The organism is Nocardia coubleae NBRC 108252 (genome assembly GCF_001612805.1).
Classification (GTDB): domain Bacteria; phylum Actinomycetota; class Actinomycetes; order Mycobacteriales; family Mycobacteriaceae; genus Nocardia; species Nocardia coubleae.
Map to the genome: position 1 here is coordinate 311,985 of NZ_BDBD01000019.1, position 17,565 is coordinate 329,549.

General features: G+C 68.7%; 16 protein-coding genes. 10 read left to right on the forward strand and 6 right to left on the reverse strand.

Annotated elements, in window-relative coordinates; all coding sequences use genetic code 11:
- Positions 1-60 precede the first annotated feature (60 nt).
- The 3 genes from NCO8_RS21070 (at position 61) to NCO8_RS31495 (ending at position 7,044) form a co-directional block, all read left to right on the forward strand.
- A complete protein-coding gene (locus NCO8_RS21070; RefSeq protein WP_067641877.1) occupies positions 61-1,203 on the forward strand; it encodes a glycosyltransferase family 4 protein in 1,143 nt (380 codons plus the stop codon).
- Between the two features lie 27 nt (positions 1,204-1,230).
- A complete protein-coding gene (locus NCO8_RS21075) occupies positions 1,231-1,944 on the forward strand; it encodes a demethylmenaquinone methyltransferase (protein WP_067641878.1) in 714 nt (237 codons plus the stop codon).
- A gap of 273 nt (positions 1,945-2,217) precedes the next feature.
- Positions 2,218-7,044 (forward strand): bifunctional nitrate reductase/sulfite reductase flavoprotein subunit alpha, encoded by a 4,827-nt coding sequence (locus NCO8_RS31495; protein WP_157105024.1) that lies wholly within the window; start codon positions 2,218-2,220, stop codon positions 7,042-7,044.
- Here the strand turns inward: NCO8_RS31495 and NCO8_RS21085 are convergent, their stop codons facing one another.
- Positions 7,045-8,088, reverse strand: coding sequence for an aldo/keto reductase (locus NCO8_RS21085; protein WP_067641880.1), 1,044 nt, complete (start codon positions 8,086-8,088; stop codon positions 7,045-7,047).
- Between the two features lie 82 nt (positions 8,089-8,170).
- On the opposite strand from NCO8_RS21085, the gene NCO8_RS21090 reads away from it, so the two are divergent.
- Entirely contained in the window at positions 8,171-8,806 is a 636-nt protein-coding gene (locus NCO8_RS21090; protein WP_067641881.1) for a TetR/AcrR family transcriptional regulator, read from the forward strand.
- Between the two features lie 99 nt (positions 8,807-8,905).
- On the opposite strand, the gene NCO8_RS21095 is transcribed toward NCO8_RS21090, so the two are convergent.
- Positions 8,906-9,487 (reverse strand): TIGR03086 family metal-binding protein, encoded by a 582-nt coding sequence (locus NCO8_RS21095; RefSeq protein WP_067641882.1) that lies wholly within the window; start codon positions 9,485-9,487, stop codon positions 8,906-8,908.
- 135 nt (positions 9,488-9,622) lie between these two features.
- On the opposite strand from NCO8_RS21095, the gene NCO8_RS21100 reads away from it, so the two are divergent.
- The gene (locus NCO8_RS21100; protein WP_067641883.1) at positions 9,623-9,877 is read left to right on the forward strand and encodes an Rv3202a family protein; all 255 of its coding nucleotides are present in this window, start codon (positions 9,623-9,625) and stop codon (positions 9,875-9,877) included.
- Here the strand turns inward: NCO8_RS21100 and menD are convergent.
- From menD to NCO8_RS21115, 3 genes are all read right to left on the reverse strand, one after another.
- Positions 9,874-11,505, reverse strand: a complete 1,632-nt coding sequence (gene menD / locus NCO8_RS21105) for a 2-succinyl-5-enolpyruvyl-6-hydroxy-3-cyclohexene-1-carboxylic-acid synthase (protein WP_067642097.1) — start codon at positions 11,503-11,505, stop codon at positions 9,874-9,876. The genes NCO8_RS21100 and menD overlap by 4 nt on opposite strands.
- A 282-nt stretch (positions 11,506-11,787) precedes the next feature.
- On the reverse strand, positions 11,788-12,072 hold the full coding sequence (locus tag NCO8_RS21110; protein ID WP_067485012.1) for a hypothetical protein: 285 nt from the start codon (positions 12,070-12,072) through the stop codon (positions 11,788-11,790).
- A gap of 372 nt (positions 12,073-12,444) precedes the next feature.
- Complete coding sequence (locus tag NCO8_RS21115; RefSeq protein WP_067485009.1) at positions 12,445-12,891, reverse strand: DUF6918 family protein; 447 nt, start codon at positions 12,889-12,891, stop codon at positions 12,445-12,447.
- Between the two features lie 141 nt (positions 12,892-13,032).
- Here NCO8_RS21115 and NCO8_RS21120 point away from each other — a divergent pair, with 141 nt between their 5' ends.
- From NCO8_RS21120 to NCO8_RS21140, 5 genes are all read left to right on the forward strand, one after another.
- On the forward strand, positions 13,033-13,926 hold the full coding sequence (locus NCO8_RS21120; RefSeq protein WP_067641884.1) for a 1,4-dihydroxy-2-naphthoyl-CoA synthase: 894 nt from the start codon (positions 13,033-13,035) through the stop codon (positions 13,924-13,926).
- A 13-nt stretch (positions 13,927-13,939) separates the two neighbouring features.
- Entirely contained in the window at positions 13,940-14,332 is a 393-nt protein-coding gene (locus NCO8_RS21125; protein WP_067641885.1) for a VOC family protein, read from the forward strand.
- Between the two features lie 259 nt (positions 14,333-14,591).
- Positions 14,592-15,716, forward strand: coding sequence for an o-succinylbenzoate--CoA ligase (gene menE / locus NCO8_RS21130; protein ID WP_067641886.1), 1,125 nt, complete (start codon positions 14,592-14,594; stop codon positions 15,714-15,716).
- A gap of 84 nt (positions 15,717-15,800) precedes the next feature.
- A complete protein-coding gene (locus tag NCO8_RS21135; protein WP_067641887.1) occupies positions 15,801-16,265 on the forward strand; it encodes an SRPBCC family protein in 465 nt (154 codons plus the stop codon).
- A 22-nt stretch (positions 16,266-16,287) separates the two neighbouring features.
- Complete coding sequence (locus NCO8_RS21140) at positions 16,288-17,157, forward strand: 1,4-dihydroxy-2-naphthoate polyprenyltransferase (RefSeq protein WP_067641888.1); 870 nt, start codon at positions 16,288-16,290, stop codon at positions 17,155-17,157.
- Here the strand turns inward: NCO8_RS21140 and NCO8_RS21145 are convergent.
- Positions 17,154-17,549, reverse strand: coding sequence for a phage holin family protein (locus NCO8_RS21145; RefSeq protein WP_067641889.1), 396 nt, complete (start codon positions 17,547-17,549; stop codon positions 17,154-17,156). The genes NCO8_RS21140 and NCO8_RS21145 overlap by 4 nt on opposite strands.
- Between the last annotated feature and the right edge of the window lie 16 nt (positions 17,550-17,565).

Below are 17,565 nucleotides of genomic sequence, written 5' to 3' on the forward strand. Positions count from 1 at the left end.
TTCGCCCCGGCTTCACGTCGGTGTGGGCGTGGCGCGCGGTGTGGCGGTCACTCTTGGAGTGTGCGCGTAGCCATCGTCTCGGAGTCTTTCCTGCCGAACATGAACGGCGTCGTCAATTCCGTGCTCCGGGTGCTCGATCACCTGGACCAGCACGGGCACGATGCCATGATCGTGGCGCCCGATACGCTGCGCGGCGCACCGCCCGCCCCGCGCCTGCACGGCCGGTTCCCGGTGCATCGGGTGCCCGCGATGATGGTGCCGAAGGTGAGTTCGCTGCCCGTCGGCCTGCCACAACCCGGGATCACCGCCGCGATCGCCGAGTTCGACCCGGACGTGGTGCATTTGGCCTCGCCATTTCTGCTGGGCGCGGGCGGGCTCGCCGCCGCCACCCGCCTCGACCTGCCCTCGATCGCGGTGTATCAGACCGATGTGGCCGGTTTCGCCAAGAGCTACGGGCTCGGACTGGCGGCGCGGGCGGCTTGGGCGTGGACGCGCCGGATCCACGAGGGAGCCACGCGCACGCTCGCCCCGTCGTCGGCGGCCGCGGCCGACCTGGCCGAACACGGAATTCCCCGGGTGCACCGGTGGGGGCGCGGCGTGGATGTCGACCGGTTCAACCCGGCCGCGCGTAGTGCCGAACTGCGGGCGAGCTGGCTGGGATCGAGCGAGCGGTTGGTGGTCGGGTTCGTCGGTAGGCTCGCGCCGGAGAAGCATGTGGACCGGTTGGCCGCGCTCGCCGATGACCCGTCCATTCAGCTCGTCGTGGTCGGTGACGGGCCGGAGCGGGCGCGGCTGAGCAGGCTGATGCCGCGCGCGGTGTTCACCGGCGAACTGGGCGGGTCCGAACTGGCCACCCATTACGCCAGCCTCGATGTGATGGTGCATCCGGGCGAGCACGAGACGTTCTGCCAGGGCGTGCAGGAAGCGTTGTCGTCGGGGGTGCCGGTGATCGGGCCGGACGCCGGCGGACCGCGTGACCTGATCGCGCACTGCCGCAACGGTTATCTGCTGCCGGTGGACCGGTTCGCCGAGTTGCTGCCGAGCGCGGTGTCGGCGCTGCGCGACGCCGATCAGCGTGCCCGGTTCGCGGCCGCGGCACGCAAGTCGGTGCTGCACCGCACCTGGCCCGCCATCTGCACCGAACTGATGGGCCACTACGCCGACGTCACCGGGATGCGGCAGCGGTTGCCGCGCTCGGCCTAGCCCCGAGCGGGCGGATAAGCTCGAATCGTGGCGACAACAGAGCAGCGGGAACCGATTCGGGCTTCGCTGGACAAGCAACCCCACGAGGTCGCGTCGATGTTCGACGGTGTGGCGAAACGCTACGACCTCACCAACACGGTCATCTCCGGTGGTCAGGACCGGTACTGGCGGTGGGCGACACGACGCGCGCTCGCCCTTCGGCCCGGTGAGCGGGTGCTCGACCTGGCCGCGGGCACCGGTGTGTCCACCGTGGAACTCGGCAAATCCGGCGCCTGGTGTGTGGCGGCCGACTTCTCCCAGGGCATGCTCGCCGCGGGCCGGTTCCGACAGGTTCCGATGGTGGCGGGCGACGCGATGGCGCTGCCGTTCGCCGACGACTCGTTCGATGCGGTGACCATCTCCTTCGGTTTGCGCAATGTGGCCGATATCGACCTGGCGTTGCGCGAGATGCTGCGCGTCACCAAGCCGGGCGGCCGGCTCGTGGTGTGCGAATTCTCGACCCCGGTGTTCGGGCCGTTCCGCACCGTCTACATGGAGTACCTCATGAAGGCGCTGCCCCGGGTGGCGCGCGCGGTGAGCTCCAACCCGGATGCCTACGTGTACCTGGCCGAGTCGATCCGGGCGTGGCCGAACCAGCGCAGGCTGGCCAGGCGCATCGCCGACGCGGGCTGGGACTCGGTGCAGTGGCGTGACCTCACCGGCGGTGTCGTCGCCCTGCATCGCGGCTACAAAATGGGCTGACCTGCGCCGATTTGCCCGGGTGAGTCCGGTCACGCCGGCCACCCCCTCGGATCTGCGGCAAACCCCGAAAGATCCCCTGATCAGGGACTATATTTCGGTGGCAACCTCACAGCCGGAATTTCGACCGGTGAGGTCGATTGTCACCTGGACATAACGTTCGTTAAATCGAGCGCAACGCCGGGTGCGGATGATCGGTGCCATGACAGGTCAGCGCCCGGACACGCCTACCCGCGTCACCACGCAGGGCGCCCGAGCATGCCGAGGGGGACGCGCATGACCGGCGACGATTCTGTGCGCACGCAGTGCTCGTACTGCGGCGTCGGCTGCGGCATCTCCGTCCGGACCACGATCGACCAGTCCGGCGCACCGGTGATCGCCAAGGTGAGCGGCGACAAGCTGCATCCCGCGAACGCGGGCCGGCTCTGCACCAAGGGCGCGACGCACGCGGAGATGATGGCCGCACCCGGCCGGATGACCACCGCCTACCACCGTCCCGAGCGTGGTCAGGCGCCTGTCGCGCTGCCGGTGGACGACGCGGTGCGCGAAACCGCCGACCGGCTGCGCGCGGTCCTCGATGAACACGGGCCCGACGCCATCGCGCTCTACGTGTCCGGGCAGATGTCGCTGGAAGCCCAATACTTGGCGACCAAACTCGCCAAGGGGTACCTGCGCACCAAACACATCGAAGCCAACTCGCGGCTGTGCATGGCCAGTGCCGGCACCGGCTACAAGCAGTCGCTCGGCGCCGACGGACCGCCCGGCTCCTACGACGACTTCGAACACGCCGACCTGTTCTTCGTCACCGGCGCGAACATGGCCGACTGCCATCCGATCCTGTTCCTTCGCATGGCCGACCGGCTCAAAGCCGGCGCCAAACTGATCGTGGTCGACCCGCGGCGCACCGAAACGGCCGCGCGCGCCGACCTGTTCCTGCAGATCGCGCCGGGCACCGACCTCGCCCTGCTCAACGGCCTGCTGCACCTGCTCGTCGCCGACGGCGCCATCGACACCGACTTCATCGCCGAACACACCGAGGGCTGGGAGGCGATGCCGGAGTTCCTCGCGGACTACCCGCCGAAGCGGGTCGCCGAACTCACCGGGCTCCCCGAAGCCGACATCAGGACCGCGGCGACCATGATCGCCGAGGCGGGCGAGTGGATGTCGCTGTGGACGATGGGGCTCAACCAGTCCACGCACGGCACCTGGAACACCAATGCCCTGATCAACCTGCACCTGGCCACCGGCGCGATCTGCCGACCCGGCAGTGGGCCGTTCTCGCTGACCGGCCAGCCCAACGCGATGGGCGGGCGCGAGATGGGCTACATGGGGCCGGGGCTGCCCGGCCAGCGCAGCCTGCTCTCCCCCGCCGACCGCGCCTTCGTCGAGACCGCGTGGGACCTGCCCGAGGGCACGCTGCGCACCGAAGCGGGGCCGGGAACCATCGACATGTTCGCCGGTCTGGCCGACGGCGAGATCAAGGCGGCGTGGATCATCTGCACCAATCCCGTTGCCACCGTCGCCAACCGGAAGACGGTGATCGCCGGGCTCGAGGCGGCCGAACTGGTGGTGGTGCAGGACGCCTACACCGAGACCGCGACCAACTCCTATGCCGATCTGCTGCTGCCCGCCACGCTGTGGGCGGAAAGCGATGCGGTGATGGTGAATTCGGAACGCAATGTCACCCTGTTGCGCCGCTCCGTCGACCCGGTCGGTGAAGCCCGGCCCGACTGGCTGCTCATCGCCCAGGTGGCCACCGCCATGGGTTTTCCCGGTTTCGACTTCACCTCCAGCGCCGAGGTTTTCGACGAGTTGCGCCAGTTCACCAATCCCGCCACCGGCTACGACCTGAGCGGGATGAGTTACGACCGCCTGCGTGAGGGCCCGATGCAGTGGCCGTGCAACGACAGCGACAGCCCACGCAACCCGATCCGCTACCGCAACGACGGCATCCACCAGCCGCTGCACGTAGATGCCGACGGTCACACCCCCGCGCTGGCCTTCGCCACGCCGAGCAGGCGCGCGGTGTTCTTCCCTCGCCCCCACCTGCCCGCTGCTGAACTTCCTGATGACGACTACCCCTTCCTGCTCAATACCGGTCGGCTGCAACATCAGTGGCACACCATGACCAAGACCGGCAAGGTCACCAAACTGACCAAACTCAACCCGGAACCGTTCGTCGAGGTGCACCCCGACGACGCCGCCCGCCTCGACCTGAAACCTGGCGATCAGCTCGAAATCGCCTCCCGTCGTGGGCGAGCCGTTCTCCCGGTACGCATCAGCGACCGGGTCCGTCCCGGCGACTGCTTCGCTCCTTTCCACTGGAATGACGAACAGGGCGAATACCTGACGATCAACGCCGTCACCAACGACGCCGTCGACCCCACCTCCCTGCAACCGGAGTTCAAGGCGTGCGCGGTCGCGCTGCGCCGTGTGGGGCCGGCGCCGGAATCCTCGACGGGAGTTCCGATGCAGCAAGGTTCCCCAGAGGCCGGCCGGTTGCCCCAAAACGCCATGCCGGCCGGGCAACCCACACCGTCGACCGCGCACACTGGTCAGCCGTCAGCCGACACCCGTCAACCGGTCGGGTTCGCCCCGGAGAGCCCGGCGGTCCCGGGACCCGGTCACGGAGGTCCGCATCCGTTGGCTGAGATGCTCGGGCTCGATGCGGGGATCTCGCCATTACTCAGCGAGTCCGAGCGCATCTATCTCGGTGGGTATCTCGCTGGGCTGCAATCTCTTCCGGTGTCCGGTCAGCCCGTGCTGCCTGCCACCGCCCCGCTGTCACCGCAGGCCCGCTTGTGGATCGACGGCATGTTGGCCGGCATGTACTCCCGTGGTCCCGGCACTGCCGGGGAATCCGCCGGCAGCCCTGGTATCGGAATGCCGGTCGGTGGGCAGCCGTTCGGTAACTCTCCCTTCGGAGACTTCAGCCCAGGTGGTGCGGTAGCCAACGGCGGACCCACCGGCGATGCGGTTCTCGGCCGACCGGGTGCCGTAGGCGTCTCGGCGGGCGGAGCCGAGCCAGGAGCGGGTGGTGCGTTATCCACAACTGTGACGGTGTTGTGGGCTTCGCAAACCGGCAACGCTGAGGAGCTGGCCGCCTCGGTGGCGGCGCGGCTCGCCGATGGCGGGTTCGCGCCCAAGCTGCTCGATATGGACTCCTGCGAGCCCACCGCGCTGGAAGGTGATGTTCTCGTCGTCACCAGCACCTTCGGTGACGGTGGTCCGCCGGACAACGGTGCCGACTTCCTCGCCCGGTTCGAGGACACCGCTATCCGCCTCCCCCGAGTCCGCTACGCGGTCTTCGCCCTCGGCGACTCCTCCTACGACGACTTCTGCGGCCATGGCCGCACTCTCGACACCCTTCTCGCCGCGCGCGGCGCCCACCGTCTACTCCCCCGCGTCGACAGCGAACCCGATTTCGACGACGCCGCCGACCAGTGGCTCACCGATGTCCTCGCCGCCCTCACCCCGGCGTCCGGCCCCGGTTCGTCGGCGTCCGGCCCCGGTTCGCCGTCCGGCGTCGGTTCACCGTCCGGCGTCGGTTCACCGGCCGGCGTCGGTTCACCGGCCGACGTTGGTTCACCGGCCGGCACTCCCACAACATTCGGCACGAGTTCAGCCGGATCTGCGCTGACCGGCATCCCCTCAACCGCGGGCACGCCCCGATTCGACTCCGGCCCGCCCGCAACCACTTTCCCGTCCGCAGCGCCACTCGTCGGTTCCCCCTCGGCTGACGCAGGCAACCACTTCGGCACGGCCCTGCCCGGGTCGACGGCCCCTGCCACGCCGGGATTCGCACCTGTACCAACAGCGACGTGGCCCCCTGGATTCACGGCGACGACCCAGCACTCCGCAATACAGGCGGCCCCGCCGCAGCCTTATCCCGCGCAGACAGCGAGCCGACCGAGCGGTCGAGGTGGCGCCTCCGTCCTCGATCGCCCGCAGAACACACCTTCGCGGCGCACACCGGCCGCACCCTTCACCCGTCAGTCCCCTGTACTCGCCACCCTCATGCGCAACGAAGTGCTGAGCGCACCGGGATCGCCGAAAGAGGTGCGCCGCTTCGGTTTCGACCTGCACAACCTCGATGCCACCTACGAGGTGGGCGATTCCTTGGGTGTGCTGCCGACCAACTGTGACGACCTCGTGGCGGAGTGGCTCGCGGCTACCGGCCTCGACGGACGACGCGCGGTGGAGGTCGACGGGCGGGAGCTGCTGCTCACCGACGCACTGCGCACACATTTCGACATCACCAAGGTGAGCAACGATCTACTCGGGTTCATCGCCGAGCGGAATCCGCACCCGCAACTGGCCAAACTGCTGCGCCGGGACAACCGCAACGAGTTGGCGAGTTACCTGTGGGACCGCCAGGCCGTGGACGTGCTGCGGGACTTCCCGGTGCGGACCGACCTGGTCGACTGGCTCGGTGCACTGAAAAAGTTGCAGCCGCGCCAATATTCGATTTCGTCCAGCCCGCTCACCACGCCGGACGAGGTACAGCTGACGGTAGGTGTGTTGCGCTACGGCGACCCGGTGGGTGATTCAGTGCGCCGAGGCGGGGTGTGCTCGACCTTCCTGGCCGACCGCGCCGGGGCCGAGGTGCCGATCTTCCTCCAGCGGGCACCGCATTTCCGTCCACCGCTCGACCCGACCGTGCCGATGATCATGGTCGGCCCCGGTACCGGTATCGCTCCTTTCCGTGGGTTCCTGCACGAACGCCGGGCCGTCGGCGCGACCGGGCGCAACTGGTTGTTCTTCGGCGACCAGCACGCGGCACACAACTTCTACTACCGCACCGAGCTGGGGGACATGTTCCGCTCGGGCTTCCTGACCCGCCTCGACCTGGCCTTTTCTCGTGATCAGCGCGAGCGGATCTATGTGCAGCACAGGATGATCGAGCACGGCGCCGAGTTGTGGTCGTGGCTGTGCGAGGGCGCCCACTTCTACGTGTGCGGTGACGCCGCTCGCATGGCCAAGGACGTCGACGACACCCTGCTGCGGATCGCCCGCATCCACGGCAAGCTCGACGAGGCGGGCGCACTGGCCTTCAAGAAGCAACTGGTCGCCGAGAAGCGCTACGTACGCGACGTGTACTGATCAGGCCGCGCGGACCACGGGCGGGTTGAGCCGGGCGAAGTCCGGTAAGCGGTGGTACGGGTAGTAGGGGTACGGGGGTGTGGTGGCGCTCGCCGCGTCGAGGGCGGCGAGGTGTTCCGGGTCGAGTTGCCAGCCGACGGCGCCGAGGTTCTGCCGCAGCTGTTCCTCGTTGCGGGCGCCGATCAGGACGGTGGCGACGGTGGGACGGGTGAGCAGCCAGTTCAGGGCGATCTGTGGGACGCTGCGGCCGGTCTCGGCCGAAATGGTGTCGAGCACGTCGACGACGTCGTAGAGGTGCTCGTCGTCGACGGGTGGACCGGCTTGCGCCGTGTCGTGCAGTCGACTGCCCGCCGGAAGTGGCTGGCCACGACGGACTTTCCCGGTGAGACGGCCCCAGCCGAGCGGGCTCCACACCACCGCGCCGACACCCTGATCGGCACCGAGCGGCATGAGCTCCCACTCGTAGTCGCGCCCGACCAGAGAGTAGTAAACCTGGTGCGCCACGGGTTTCGGAAGGCCGCGCGCCTCAGCGGTGGCCAGGGTTTTCATCAGTTCCCAACCGGCGAAGTTGGAGACACCGACATAGCGGATCTTGCCTACCTGCACGAGATCGCCCAGCGCCGAGAGTGTTTCGAGCAGCGGTGTGCCCGCGTCGAAGGCGTGCAGCTGGAACAGGTCGAGATAGTCGGTACCGAGGCGGCGCAGCGACGCATCGACCGCGCGGATGAGCCTGGCCCGGCCCGCACCGGCGTCGTCAGCACCGGGACCGGTGGGTAGCGCCGACTTGGTGGACAACAGCACCTTGTCGCGCCTGCCCTTGATCGCGGCGCCGAGCACTTCCTCGGACGCACCGTCGGAATAGACATCCGCCGTGTCGAACAGGGTTACCCCGGCCTCGAGGCTGACGTCGATCAACCGCCTGGCCTGGGCCGCGTCGGTATCGCCCCACGCGCTGAACAGGGGACCACGCCCGCCGAAGGTGCCTGCCCCGAAACCGAGGGCCGGAACGTGCAGACCCGAAGCGCCGAGCCGCCGATACTCCATGAGAACTCCTAAAGGGTCTATAGTTTCGTTAACGCTTCGGACAGTACACCCGATTCGCCGTAAATGAAACAGGAGTTCCGTTATGCAGCACGATATCGCTTGGCCCGGGTCCGTTCGCCCAGGTGGGCGCACCGCGCGGGTTCGTGAAGCCGTCCTGCAGGTGACCGGCGATCTGCTCGCCGAACGCGGCTTGGCCGGGCTCGATCTGACCGAAGTCGCCGCGACGGCGGGCGTCGGCAAGACCACCGTCTACCGGCGCTGGCGCACACCCGCGGGCCTGGTCGCGGACCTCCTGATCGATATGGCCGAGCAGTCGCTGCCCCGCACCGACACCGGCGCCCTGCTCGACGACCTGACCGCGAACGCCCGCCTGGTCGCCAAAACCCTCACCGACCCACGCCAAGGCAACCTGTTCCGGGCCGTGATCGCCGCCGCTACCGTCGACGCCGACACCGCGAACGCGCTGCACGCCTTCTACGACACCCGCCTCGACGAGTGGGCGCCCTGTGTCCACGACGCGGTCGCTCGCGGCGAAGCACCCGCGGGCACGGATGCCCGCGCGGTGCTGTCAGCGGTCTCCGCACCGCTCTACTACCGCCTCCTGGCCAGCGGCGATCCGATCGATCGGGAGGCAGCCGACCGGGCCGCGCGCGCCGCGACCGTGGCGACGATGGCAGGCACCTTCGTCGACGCGGCCTACGCCGACCAACGGTCGTAGGACAACGTTCGACCCGCGAGTTCGGGCAAACAGGCCCGCAGCGCCAGACCCGCAGCTTCCACCCAGCAGCACCAGACTCGCGGCTTCCACCTCGCAGCGCTAGGCCGGAGGCTTCCATCCCGCATCGCGACCGGTGAGCCCCAACACCCGGTCGAGTGCGGGCGCGTCCTCGGCGACAGCGACGACCGGCCCGAACAACCCGGGCGTCCCCTCCGGATCGGTCTCTCCCAGAAAATCGAGCAGAACCTCCAGATGACCGGAGTCGACCTCGAGTACCTGACCGGTCGACACCGCCAGATCCCACCCGTGGACGACGAGCTCGTCGAGCGCGACCATCGCCATCGCCGCAGCCGGCATCACCACCCCACCGGCTTCGGTCTCACCGTCCCAGGCCTCGGGCACCCGCCATGCCTCGACGAGCGCGTCGAGCTGCGTGGGAATCCTGGTGCGCCAATCGGCGGACAGCTCGTCGTCGACCACGCCGGGTGGCGTGGACCGACCGACGGACTCCTTGGTCGCGGCCTGGCGGAACGCTTCGGTGAGCTCGACGGCATGGCGGATCAGGTCACGAACGTCGAGGCCGACGCACGGGGTGGGGGCGGTGAACTGGTCGTCGGTGATCCCGGCGACGACGGTGGCCAGCGAACGGGCGGCCGGGGCGAAATCGAATTGCGGCTCCATACAGAACGAGACGACCCGACGGTGCCGGAATCATCGGTGTGGGTTGCCGAGAACCGGCGAACGGCGCACTCTGGACAGCGCACGACCCGATCAGCGACACCCGTCCGAGGCAACGACGACGACAGAGGAGTACCGATGATCGACTACGACACCGCCCGCCCGCTGGACGAGGTCCCCGAGGCCGATCGCGTGGAGCAGGAGCAGTCGGCCTTCCGCGACGATGTCCCCGACGACCCGGCTTTCGTCGACAGCGCCGACTACAGCGAGGAGATGGCGGCCCGGGTCGATCAGGACGCCGACCGGGCCAATCCGGCCGATGTGATCGAGCAGAGCATCGAGGTGCCGCTCGACGACGGGGACGCGTTCGTCGACGAGGAGGACGAGCTCTAGCCGGCGATCTTGGCGCGCACGGTGGCGTGTAGCTCGCGTAGGCTCGACCGTTCGGTGGCCACCTCGAGCACCCGCATGCCGTGCGCGTCGACGGCGAGTTCCTCCGCGAGTTCGGCGGGGTCGACGCCGCGATGCGGAATGCGGTAGGCGGCGCACAGCGCGGCCAGATCCATGCCGTGCGGCGTGCCGAAGACCCGCTCGAACACTCCCGCGTACTGCGGGTCGCCCTGTTCGAGCAGCTCGAAGATGCCGCCGCCGTCGTCGTTGGCGACCACGATGGTCAGGTTGCCGGGGCGCGGTTCGCCGCGGCCGATGAGCAGGCCGGACGCGTCGTGCAGGAACGTCAGGTCGCCCATGAGGGCGATCGTGCGGCCGGGGTGGGCCAACGCGGCACCCACCGCGCCGGAGACGGTGCCGTCGATGCCCGCGACGCCACGGTTGGACAGCACCCGCACACCTCGGCGCGGGCTCGACACCAGTGCGGCGTCGCGCACGGGGTTCGATGCGCCGAGCAGCAGCTGATCACCCTCGCGCAGAGCGTCCATGACCACGGCGGCGACGTGCAGGCCGGTGGCCTTGGGGTGGCTCGCCAGCTCGGCGCGGACCACCGCTTCGGCCTGATTGTTCAGATCGGCGCAGCGGGCCAGCCACGCCGGGTCCGGGTTTCCGGTGGTGACCGCGCGGGTACCGGTGCCGACGACATTGCCGGACACATCGGGCCAGCGTGGACCCGTGGTGAGCGCGTACACGGTGACGTTCGGATCGGCGAGCACCCGCGACACCTGCCGGTGCAGCGTGGGCCGACCAGTGATGATGGCCTGCTTCGGCGCCAGCAGCGACAGCGCGAGCGGATGCAGGGCCGGGCCGTGCATGGGCGCGGTCGGCTCGGCGACCGTCGGCAGCGCCGCGAGCTCGGGGCGCAGACCTGCACCGTGGCCGGAGATGACGACGGTGTCCGGGGTGAGGTCGATGTCGAGCGGCACGTCGAGGGTCGCGTACTGGGTGGCAGTCCACGGCTTGTCACCCTCGCGACCGACGGGGATCACGTCGTCGGACAGCTCGGGGACCAGGGGCTCGCGCAGCGGGATGTCGAACTGCACCGGTCCCGCGTTGCCGGAGCGGGTACCGCGCGCGGCGGCGAGCACCCGGCACACGGCCGAGCGCCACACGCTGTTCTGCCTCGGATAGTTCGCCTCACCGGCCTCCGCTTCGGCCAGTCCGAGACTGATGGTCGCGCGCACCTGGCTGCCGAACAGGCCGAGCTGTTCGACGGTCTGGTTGGCGCCGGTGCCGAGCATCTCGTAGGGCCGGTTCGCGCTGACCACGATCAACGGCACCCGCGCGTAGTTCGCCTCGAGCACGGCGGGGGCCAGGTTGGCTACGGCGGTACCGGAGGTCATCACCACCGGGACGGGCCGCCCCGACGACACCGCAAGGCCGATCGCGAGGAATCCCGCGGTGCGCTCGTCGATGCGCATGTGCAGCCGCAGCCGTCCGGCCGCGTCGGCGGCCTGCAGGGCGAAGGCGAGCGGTGCGTTGCGCGATCCGGGGCACAGCACCACCTCGCGGACGCCGCCGCGCACGAACTCGTCGACGACCACTCGTGCCTGCGCAGTTGACGGATTCACAATCACCAGCCTGTCAGACGGGGCGGGACGCGTCTGCCTCCGGCCCACGTTGGATACGTCACCGCCGGAGCCCTGCGGCACCGTCATGGTGCCGGAGACCAATTCCCCGGCGGTTCCGGGCAATTAGCTGCCGATGGCTCGAAAGGTATGGCTATTACTATGTTTATCTGTTCGAGATACATCGGTTCGCAAACAAGTCGTCAAGACAAAGAAATCCGGCGACGGGGCCGTGGCCCGGTCGCCGGATTTCGTTTCGGCACAAGGGCCGAGGGTGGGATCAGCTCACTCGGCGGGAGCGGTGAGGTCCTTGATGCCGGTGACGGCGTCGACGATGTTGAGGACGGCGGAGGTGAGGCCGTCGATGGCGCCACTGCCCGACTCGAGCACGCTGGAGCCGGCGGCGGGGCCTTCGAGCAGGCCGGCCGAGCCGGTGGACAGCTCGAGCAGCTCGGCGGAACCGCTGGCGGAGCCGCTGTCCTCAGCGTTCGCCATAGCGGCCGGACCGAAGAACATGACGGCGGCGGTAGCGGCGGCACCGGTGGCGGCGAGGGCCTTACGAGAGATCATGTGACCGGACTTCCTTTCGACCTGCGCAATGCAGTCATTTCATCTGTACCCAGCGGAAGATGCGATTTCCGCAGCAAGCAATTCCTCTTTCCGAACCGCTCGAGAGGCACGGTAATCGATTCCGGTCGGCAGTAGCCAATCGTTCGCGGCATCCTCGCGCGCTCCATAATTCACGGCAACCCGCAATTTTCCCGCCGTTTACCGGCGCGGTTATCTCGCTCACAGTCGCGGCGGCGGAATTTACCCGCGACCGGGCGTGGCCGTGGCGGACGGTTCCCGCGAATCCCCCGGGGTGACAGTGGTCACAGGACATGCGAAAGGCCGGTGCGGTTCGCGTACGAACCACACCGGCCTTCGGTGTGTGCGGGAAACTCAGCCCGCGTGCTTCTGCACCAGATCGCCGACGCGCGGCAGCGCCTCGATGACGTGCTTCTTGGCCGAACCGCGCATCGAGGAGTACACCTTCTGCAGCGCGGGACGGGTCGACGCCTCGGCGCGGGCGTCGGTGACGGCCAGCAGCGACTCGGCGACCTCGTCGGACTTGGCGCTCAGCAGATCGGCGAAGGTGCCGGTGCCCGAGGCGGTGAATTCGGCCCAGTACGGCTGGAGCTGGTCGAGCAGCTTCGGCGCCAGCGAGGCCAGCGCGTCGGGAACGATGGTGGGGCTGATCTTCTTGACCGCCGCGTAACCACCCTTCACGGCCAGGCCGGACGCACCACCTTTGTCCGAGACCTCGGCGTCGAGAACCTCGACGGCGTCAGCAAGGAAAGCCGGACGCTTGGCGTCGTCGAGCAGGGATTCAGACAGTGCTGCAACCACTTTCAGGTTCCTCCGGATCGGTTCGATGAACGAGCAGGCGCAACTATACGCACCCGCGCGCGCGATGCTCGCGCGACCGCTCGACCTGCGGTGTTACCGCCTCGTAGGCTCGCCCCATGCGGTAGGGCAATAATCGGTGTCGTGACTTTCGATCCGAAGCTGTGGCGGCCCGTCCCCGGGTTCGAAGACCTGACCGACATCACCTATCACCGGCACGTCGAACAGGGCACCGTGCGCGTGGCCTTCGACCGGCCCGAGGTGCGCAACGCCTTCCGCCCGCACACCGTCGACGAGCTGTATCGCGCGCTCGACCACGCGCGCATGTCGTCGGATGTGGGTGCGGTGCTGCTCACCGGCAACGGGCCGAGCCCGAAAGACGGTGGCTGGGCGTTCTGTTCCGGTGGCGACCAGCGCATCCGCGGCCGCAGCGGCTACCAGTACGCCGAGGGCGAGACCGCCGACACCGTCGACAAGGCGCGCGCGGGCCGGTTGCACATCCTCGAGGTGCAGCGGCTGATCCGGTTCATGCCCAAGGTGGTGATCGCCCTGGTGAACGGGTGGGCGGCCGGCGGCGGCCACAGCCTGCACGTGGTGTGCGACCTGACGCTGGCTTCGCGCGAGCACGCGCGCTTCAAGCAGACCGACGCCGATGTCGGCTCGTTCGACGGTGGTTACGGCAGCGCGTATCTGGCGAAGATGGTCGGCCAGAAGTTCGCGCGCGAGATCTTCTTCCTCGGCAGGCCGTACACGGCCGAGGAGATGCACCAGATGGGTGCGGTGAACAAGGTCGTCGACCACGACGAGCTCGAGAACGTGGCGTTGGAGTGGACCGCCGACATCAACGGCAAATCGCCACAGGCCCAGCGCATGCTGAAGTACGCCTTCAACCTGCTCGACGACGGTCTGGTCGGTCAGCAGCTGTTCGCCGGTGAGGCGACCAGGTTGGCGTACATGACCGACGAGGCGGTCGAAGGGCGCGACGCCTTCCTGGAGAAGCGCGCGCCCGACTGGACGCCCTACCCCTGGTACTTCTGAGAACGGACGGGCGATGGAAATTCTCAACAGCCGGATCATCGTGCGGCCCAGCGACTATGCGGCCACCCTCGCGTTCTACCGCGACGGGCTCGGTCTCGCGATCGCCAGGGAGTACCCCGGCGGCACGGTGTTCTTCGCCGGGCAGTCGCTGGTTGAGGTCGCCGCGCACGGTGGCAGCGGGCAGCCGGGCACCTTCGACGGTGCGCTGTGGCTGCAGGTGCGCGACGTGTCCGACGCGGCGGCGGAGCTGGCGCTGAAGGGAATTCCCATCGTCCGTGAACCCGTGCTCGAGCCGTGGGGACTGTGGGAGATGTGGGTGGCCGACCCCGACGGCGTACCGATCGTGCTGGTGGAGGTGCCCGCCGAACATCCCATCCGGCGTGACCAGCGCTGGTCGCCGGAGTGAGCCGGGTCGCCCGATTTGCCGATGCGCGCGTGCCCGAGCACGATGGCTGGGAGCAAGCGCCCGACCGCCGACGTCCGGACCGCGCAGCGAGTTCTGTCCATCTACTGAATCGCAGACGCTATGCCTGGCTTTTTCCCGCAGAGCAAACCGACCCGTTGGCCGGGTCTTGTCGCCCGCATGACACGATCGAAGTCGTGAGGTCGCACAGCTTGCTGTATCCGGAGGTGGTGGCGTGAGCAGAACCCTTCGGACGCTGCAGATGCCCACCGGTTCCGGTGTCGGCGAAGTACTTCCCCATCTGCGGCAAGCCCTCGACGGCAGCGGACCGGCGTGGCTGCCGATCCCGACGACCGACCGTCGCGAGGCACGCCGACTCTCCGACGCGCTCAAGCCGGGTGACCCGATCGACGACGACGTCGCGCTCGTCGTGACGACCTCTGGCACCACCGGCATCCCCAAGGGCGCGTTGCTCGGCGCCGAGGCACTGCGGGCCAGCGGAAACGCCACCCACGCGCGCCTCGGCGGACCCGGCAGCTGGCTGCTCGCCCTGCCGACCCACCACATCGCCGGCATCCAGGTGCTGTTGCGCAGCATCCTCGCGGGCACCGAGCCGACCGTGCTCGACGTGTCGGGCGGATTCCTGCCGGAGGCGCTGGCCGGGGCGGTCGGTGCGATGCGCGGGCCGCGCCGCTACACCGCCCTCGTCCCGACCCAGCTCATCAAGTCGCTTGACTCGCCGATCGCGGCCAAGGCGCTCAGCGAGCTCGACGCCGTGCTGGTCGGCGGGGCGGCCACCCCACCACCGGTGTACGAGCGGGCCCGCGATGCCGGGATCAATGTGGTCCGCACCTACGGCATGAGCGAGACCTGCGGCGGCTGCGTGTACGACGGCGTACCGCTCGACGGCACCCGCGTACGCATCGAGGACGGCCGGGTGGTGCTGGGCGGCGCGATGATCGCGCGCGGGTATCGCAACCTGCCCGACCATCCCGCCTTCGCCGAACCCGGCTGGTTCCGCACCGAGGACGCGGGTTCGTTCGAAGACGGCAAGCTTTCGATCAGCGGGCGGCTCGACGAGGCCATCATGACCGGTGGCCTGCTGGTGATCCCGCAGGTGGTGGAGGCCGTGCTGGCCACTCATCCGGGGATCCGGGAATGCATCGTGCTCGGGTTGCCCGACGAACGGCTCGGTCAGCGGGTGGCCGTGGCGATCGTGCCGAACGCGGGCGCCGCCCCCACGCTGGAGGAGATCCGGGCGCACGTCGTCGCCGAGCTCGACTCGATCGCGGCGCCGAGGGAACTCGTGGTGCTCGACGAGATTCCGCTGCGTGGGCCCGGTAAGCCCGATCGCGCGGCCGTGCGGGCACGCCTGCTGGCCGGATAGTCGACGGGTGGGGTGCCGACCTGCCGCGATGACACCGGCCCGCATGCCGCGAATTTGTCGGTGCGGGGTTCTAGGCTCACCCTCATGGGCGACTTCGAGGTGAGCAGGCGCGCGACCATCGCCGCCGAGCCGGCACGCATCCGTGGCTTCATCAACGACTTCCGGCAGTGGCGGTTGTGGTCGCCCTGGGAGGATTCCGACCCGCAGTTGGCCCGCACCTACAGCGGTCCCGAATCCGGTGTGGGCGCGCGGTACGCGTGGCGCGGCAACCGCAAAGCCGGTGCCGGTGTGATGGAGATCAAAGCCGATGCCGAACGCGAGATCGGCGTGCAACTGGAATTCGAGAAACCGTTCAAGGCAACCAATACGGTCACCTTCACCCTCGACCCGGTCCCCGGCGGCACCGAGGTGACCTGGCGGATGACCGGCACCCACTCGGGCCTGATGGGTGTGCTCGGCAAGGTGTTCCCGATCGACAACATGATCGGCAAGGACTTCGACAAGGGCCTGGCCAGATTGAAGACGGTCGCCGAATCAGCCGGCTCCTGAACACGCGACTAGGCTTCGATTCATGGCTACAGCTGCGGAATGGATCGAAGGCGCCCGGCCGCGGACGCTGCCCAACGCGATCGCCCCGGTCCTGGCGGGCACCGGTGCCGCCGCCTCGATCGACGGCGCCGTCTGGTGGAAAGCACTACTGGCCCTGCTCGTTTCGCTCGCCCTGATCGTCGGGGTGAACTACGCCAACGACTACTCCGACGGAATCCGCGGCACCGACGACGAGCGGGTGGGGCCGCTGCGGCTGGTCGGGTCGAAACTGGCCTCCCCCAGCGCTGTTCGCACCGCCGCCGTGGTGAGCCTCGCGGTGGGGGCCGTCGCCGGGCTCGTGCTCGCCGCGACGACCGCCTGGTGGCTGGTCCTCCTCGGCGCGCTGTGCCTGGCCGGTGCCTGGTTCTACACCGGTGGCAGCAAGCCCTACGGCTACAGCGGTTTCGGTGAGATCGCGGTGTTCGTGTTCTTCGGGTTGATCGCCGTGCTCGGCACCCAGTTCGTGCAGGCGGAGCGGGTCGACTGGGTGGGGCTACTGCTCGCGATCGGTGTCGGTGCGTTCTCCAGTGCGGTGCTGGTCGCCAACAATCTGCGCGACATTCCCACCGACACCGAGTCCGGGAAGGTCACCCTCGCCGTGAAACTCGGTGACGCGCGCACCCGCACACTGCACCTGGTGCTGCTGGCCGTACCGTTCGTCATCAGTCTCGCGCTGATCGCCCGCACACCGCTGGCGCCGGCCGGACTGCTCGCGATTCCGCTCGCGGTCCGGGCCAACGCCCCCGTGCGTACGGGCAAGGGCGGGCTGGAACTGATTCCCGCCCTGCGCGATTCCGGGCTGGCGCTGCTGGCCTGGTCGGCGCTGAGCGCGCTGGCCGTCGGTTTCGGCTAGTCGCCGTCGGGCACGATGATGCCCAGCACCCAGTTGACCAGCATGATGATGACACCGCCGAGCACCGCTGCCCAGAAACCGTCGACCCGCAGGCCGTAGTCGGTGAGTTCGGTGATCTTGGCGGTGAGCCACAGCATGGCCGCGTTCACCACCAGCAGGAAAAGGCCGAGCGTGAGGATCACGAACGGCAGGGACAGAAGTTTCACGATCGGCTTGATGACGGCGTTCACGGCGGTGAACACCACCGCGACGATGAGGATGACCAGGGCCTTGCCCCAGTTGCCCCACTCGTCGGACCATTCCGGCGGCACGGAAATAGTGATCTTGTCGATCCACGCCGCCGCGGCCCAGATGGCTATGGCGTTGATGACCAACCGTATGGCTAGCTGCATAGACCCATGCTAGGCC

Coding starts and splice junctions, on each gene's coding strand:
- NCO8_RS21100 (WP_067641883.1), top strand. CDS start 9,623: ATGATCGACTACGACACCGCCCGCCCGCTGGACGAGGTCCCCGAGGCC.
- NCO8_RS21145 (WP_067641889.1), bottom strand. CDS start 17,549: ATGCAGCTAGCCATACGGTTGGTCATCAACGCCATAGCCATCTGGGCC.
- NCO8_RS21090 (WP_067641881.1), top strand. CDS start 8,171: ATGCAGCACGATATCGCTTGGCCCGGGTCCGTTCGCCCAGGTGGGCGC.
- NCO8_RS21095 (WP_067641882.1), bottom strand. CDS start 9,487: ATGGAGCCGCAATTCGATTTCGCCCCGGCCGCCCGTTCGCTGGCCACC.
- menE (WP_067641886.1), top strand. CDS start 14,592: ATGCCCACCGGTTCCGGTGTCGGCGAAGTACTTCCCCATCTGCGGCAA.
- NCO8_RS21110 (WP_067485012.1), bottom strand. CDS start 12,072: ATGATCTCTCGTAAGGCCCTCGCCGCCACCGGTGCCGCCGCTACCGCC.
- NCO8_RS21085 (WP_067641880.1), bottom strand. CDS start 8,088: ATGGAGTATCGGCGGCTCGGCGCTTCGGGTCTGCACGTTCCGGCCCTC.
- NCO8_RS31495 (WP_157105024.1), top strand. CDS start 2,218: ATGACCGGCGACGATTCTGTGCGCACGCAGTGCTCGTACTGCGGCGTC.
- NCO8_RS21125 (WP_067641885.1), top strand. CDS start 13,940: ATGGAAATTCTCAACAGCCGGATCATCGTGCGGCCCAGCGACTATGCG.
- NCO8_RS21140 (WP_067641888.1), top strand. CDS start 16,288: ATGGCTACAGCTGCGGAATGGATCGAAGGCGCCCGGCCGCGGACGCTG.
- NCO8_RS21135 (WP_067641887.1), top strand. CDS start 15,801: ATGGGCGACTTCGAGGTGAGCAGGCGCGCGACCATCGCCGCCGAGCCG.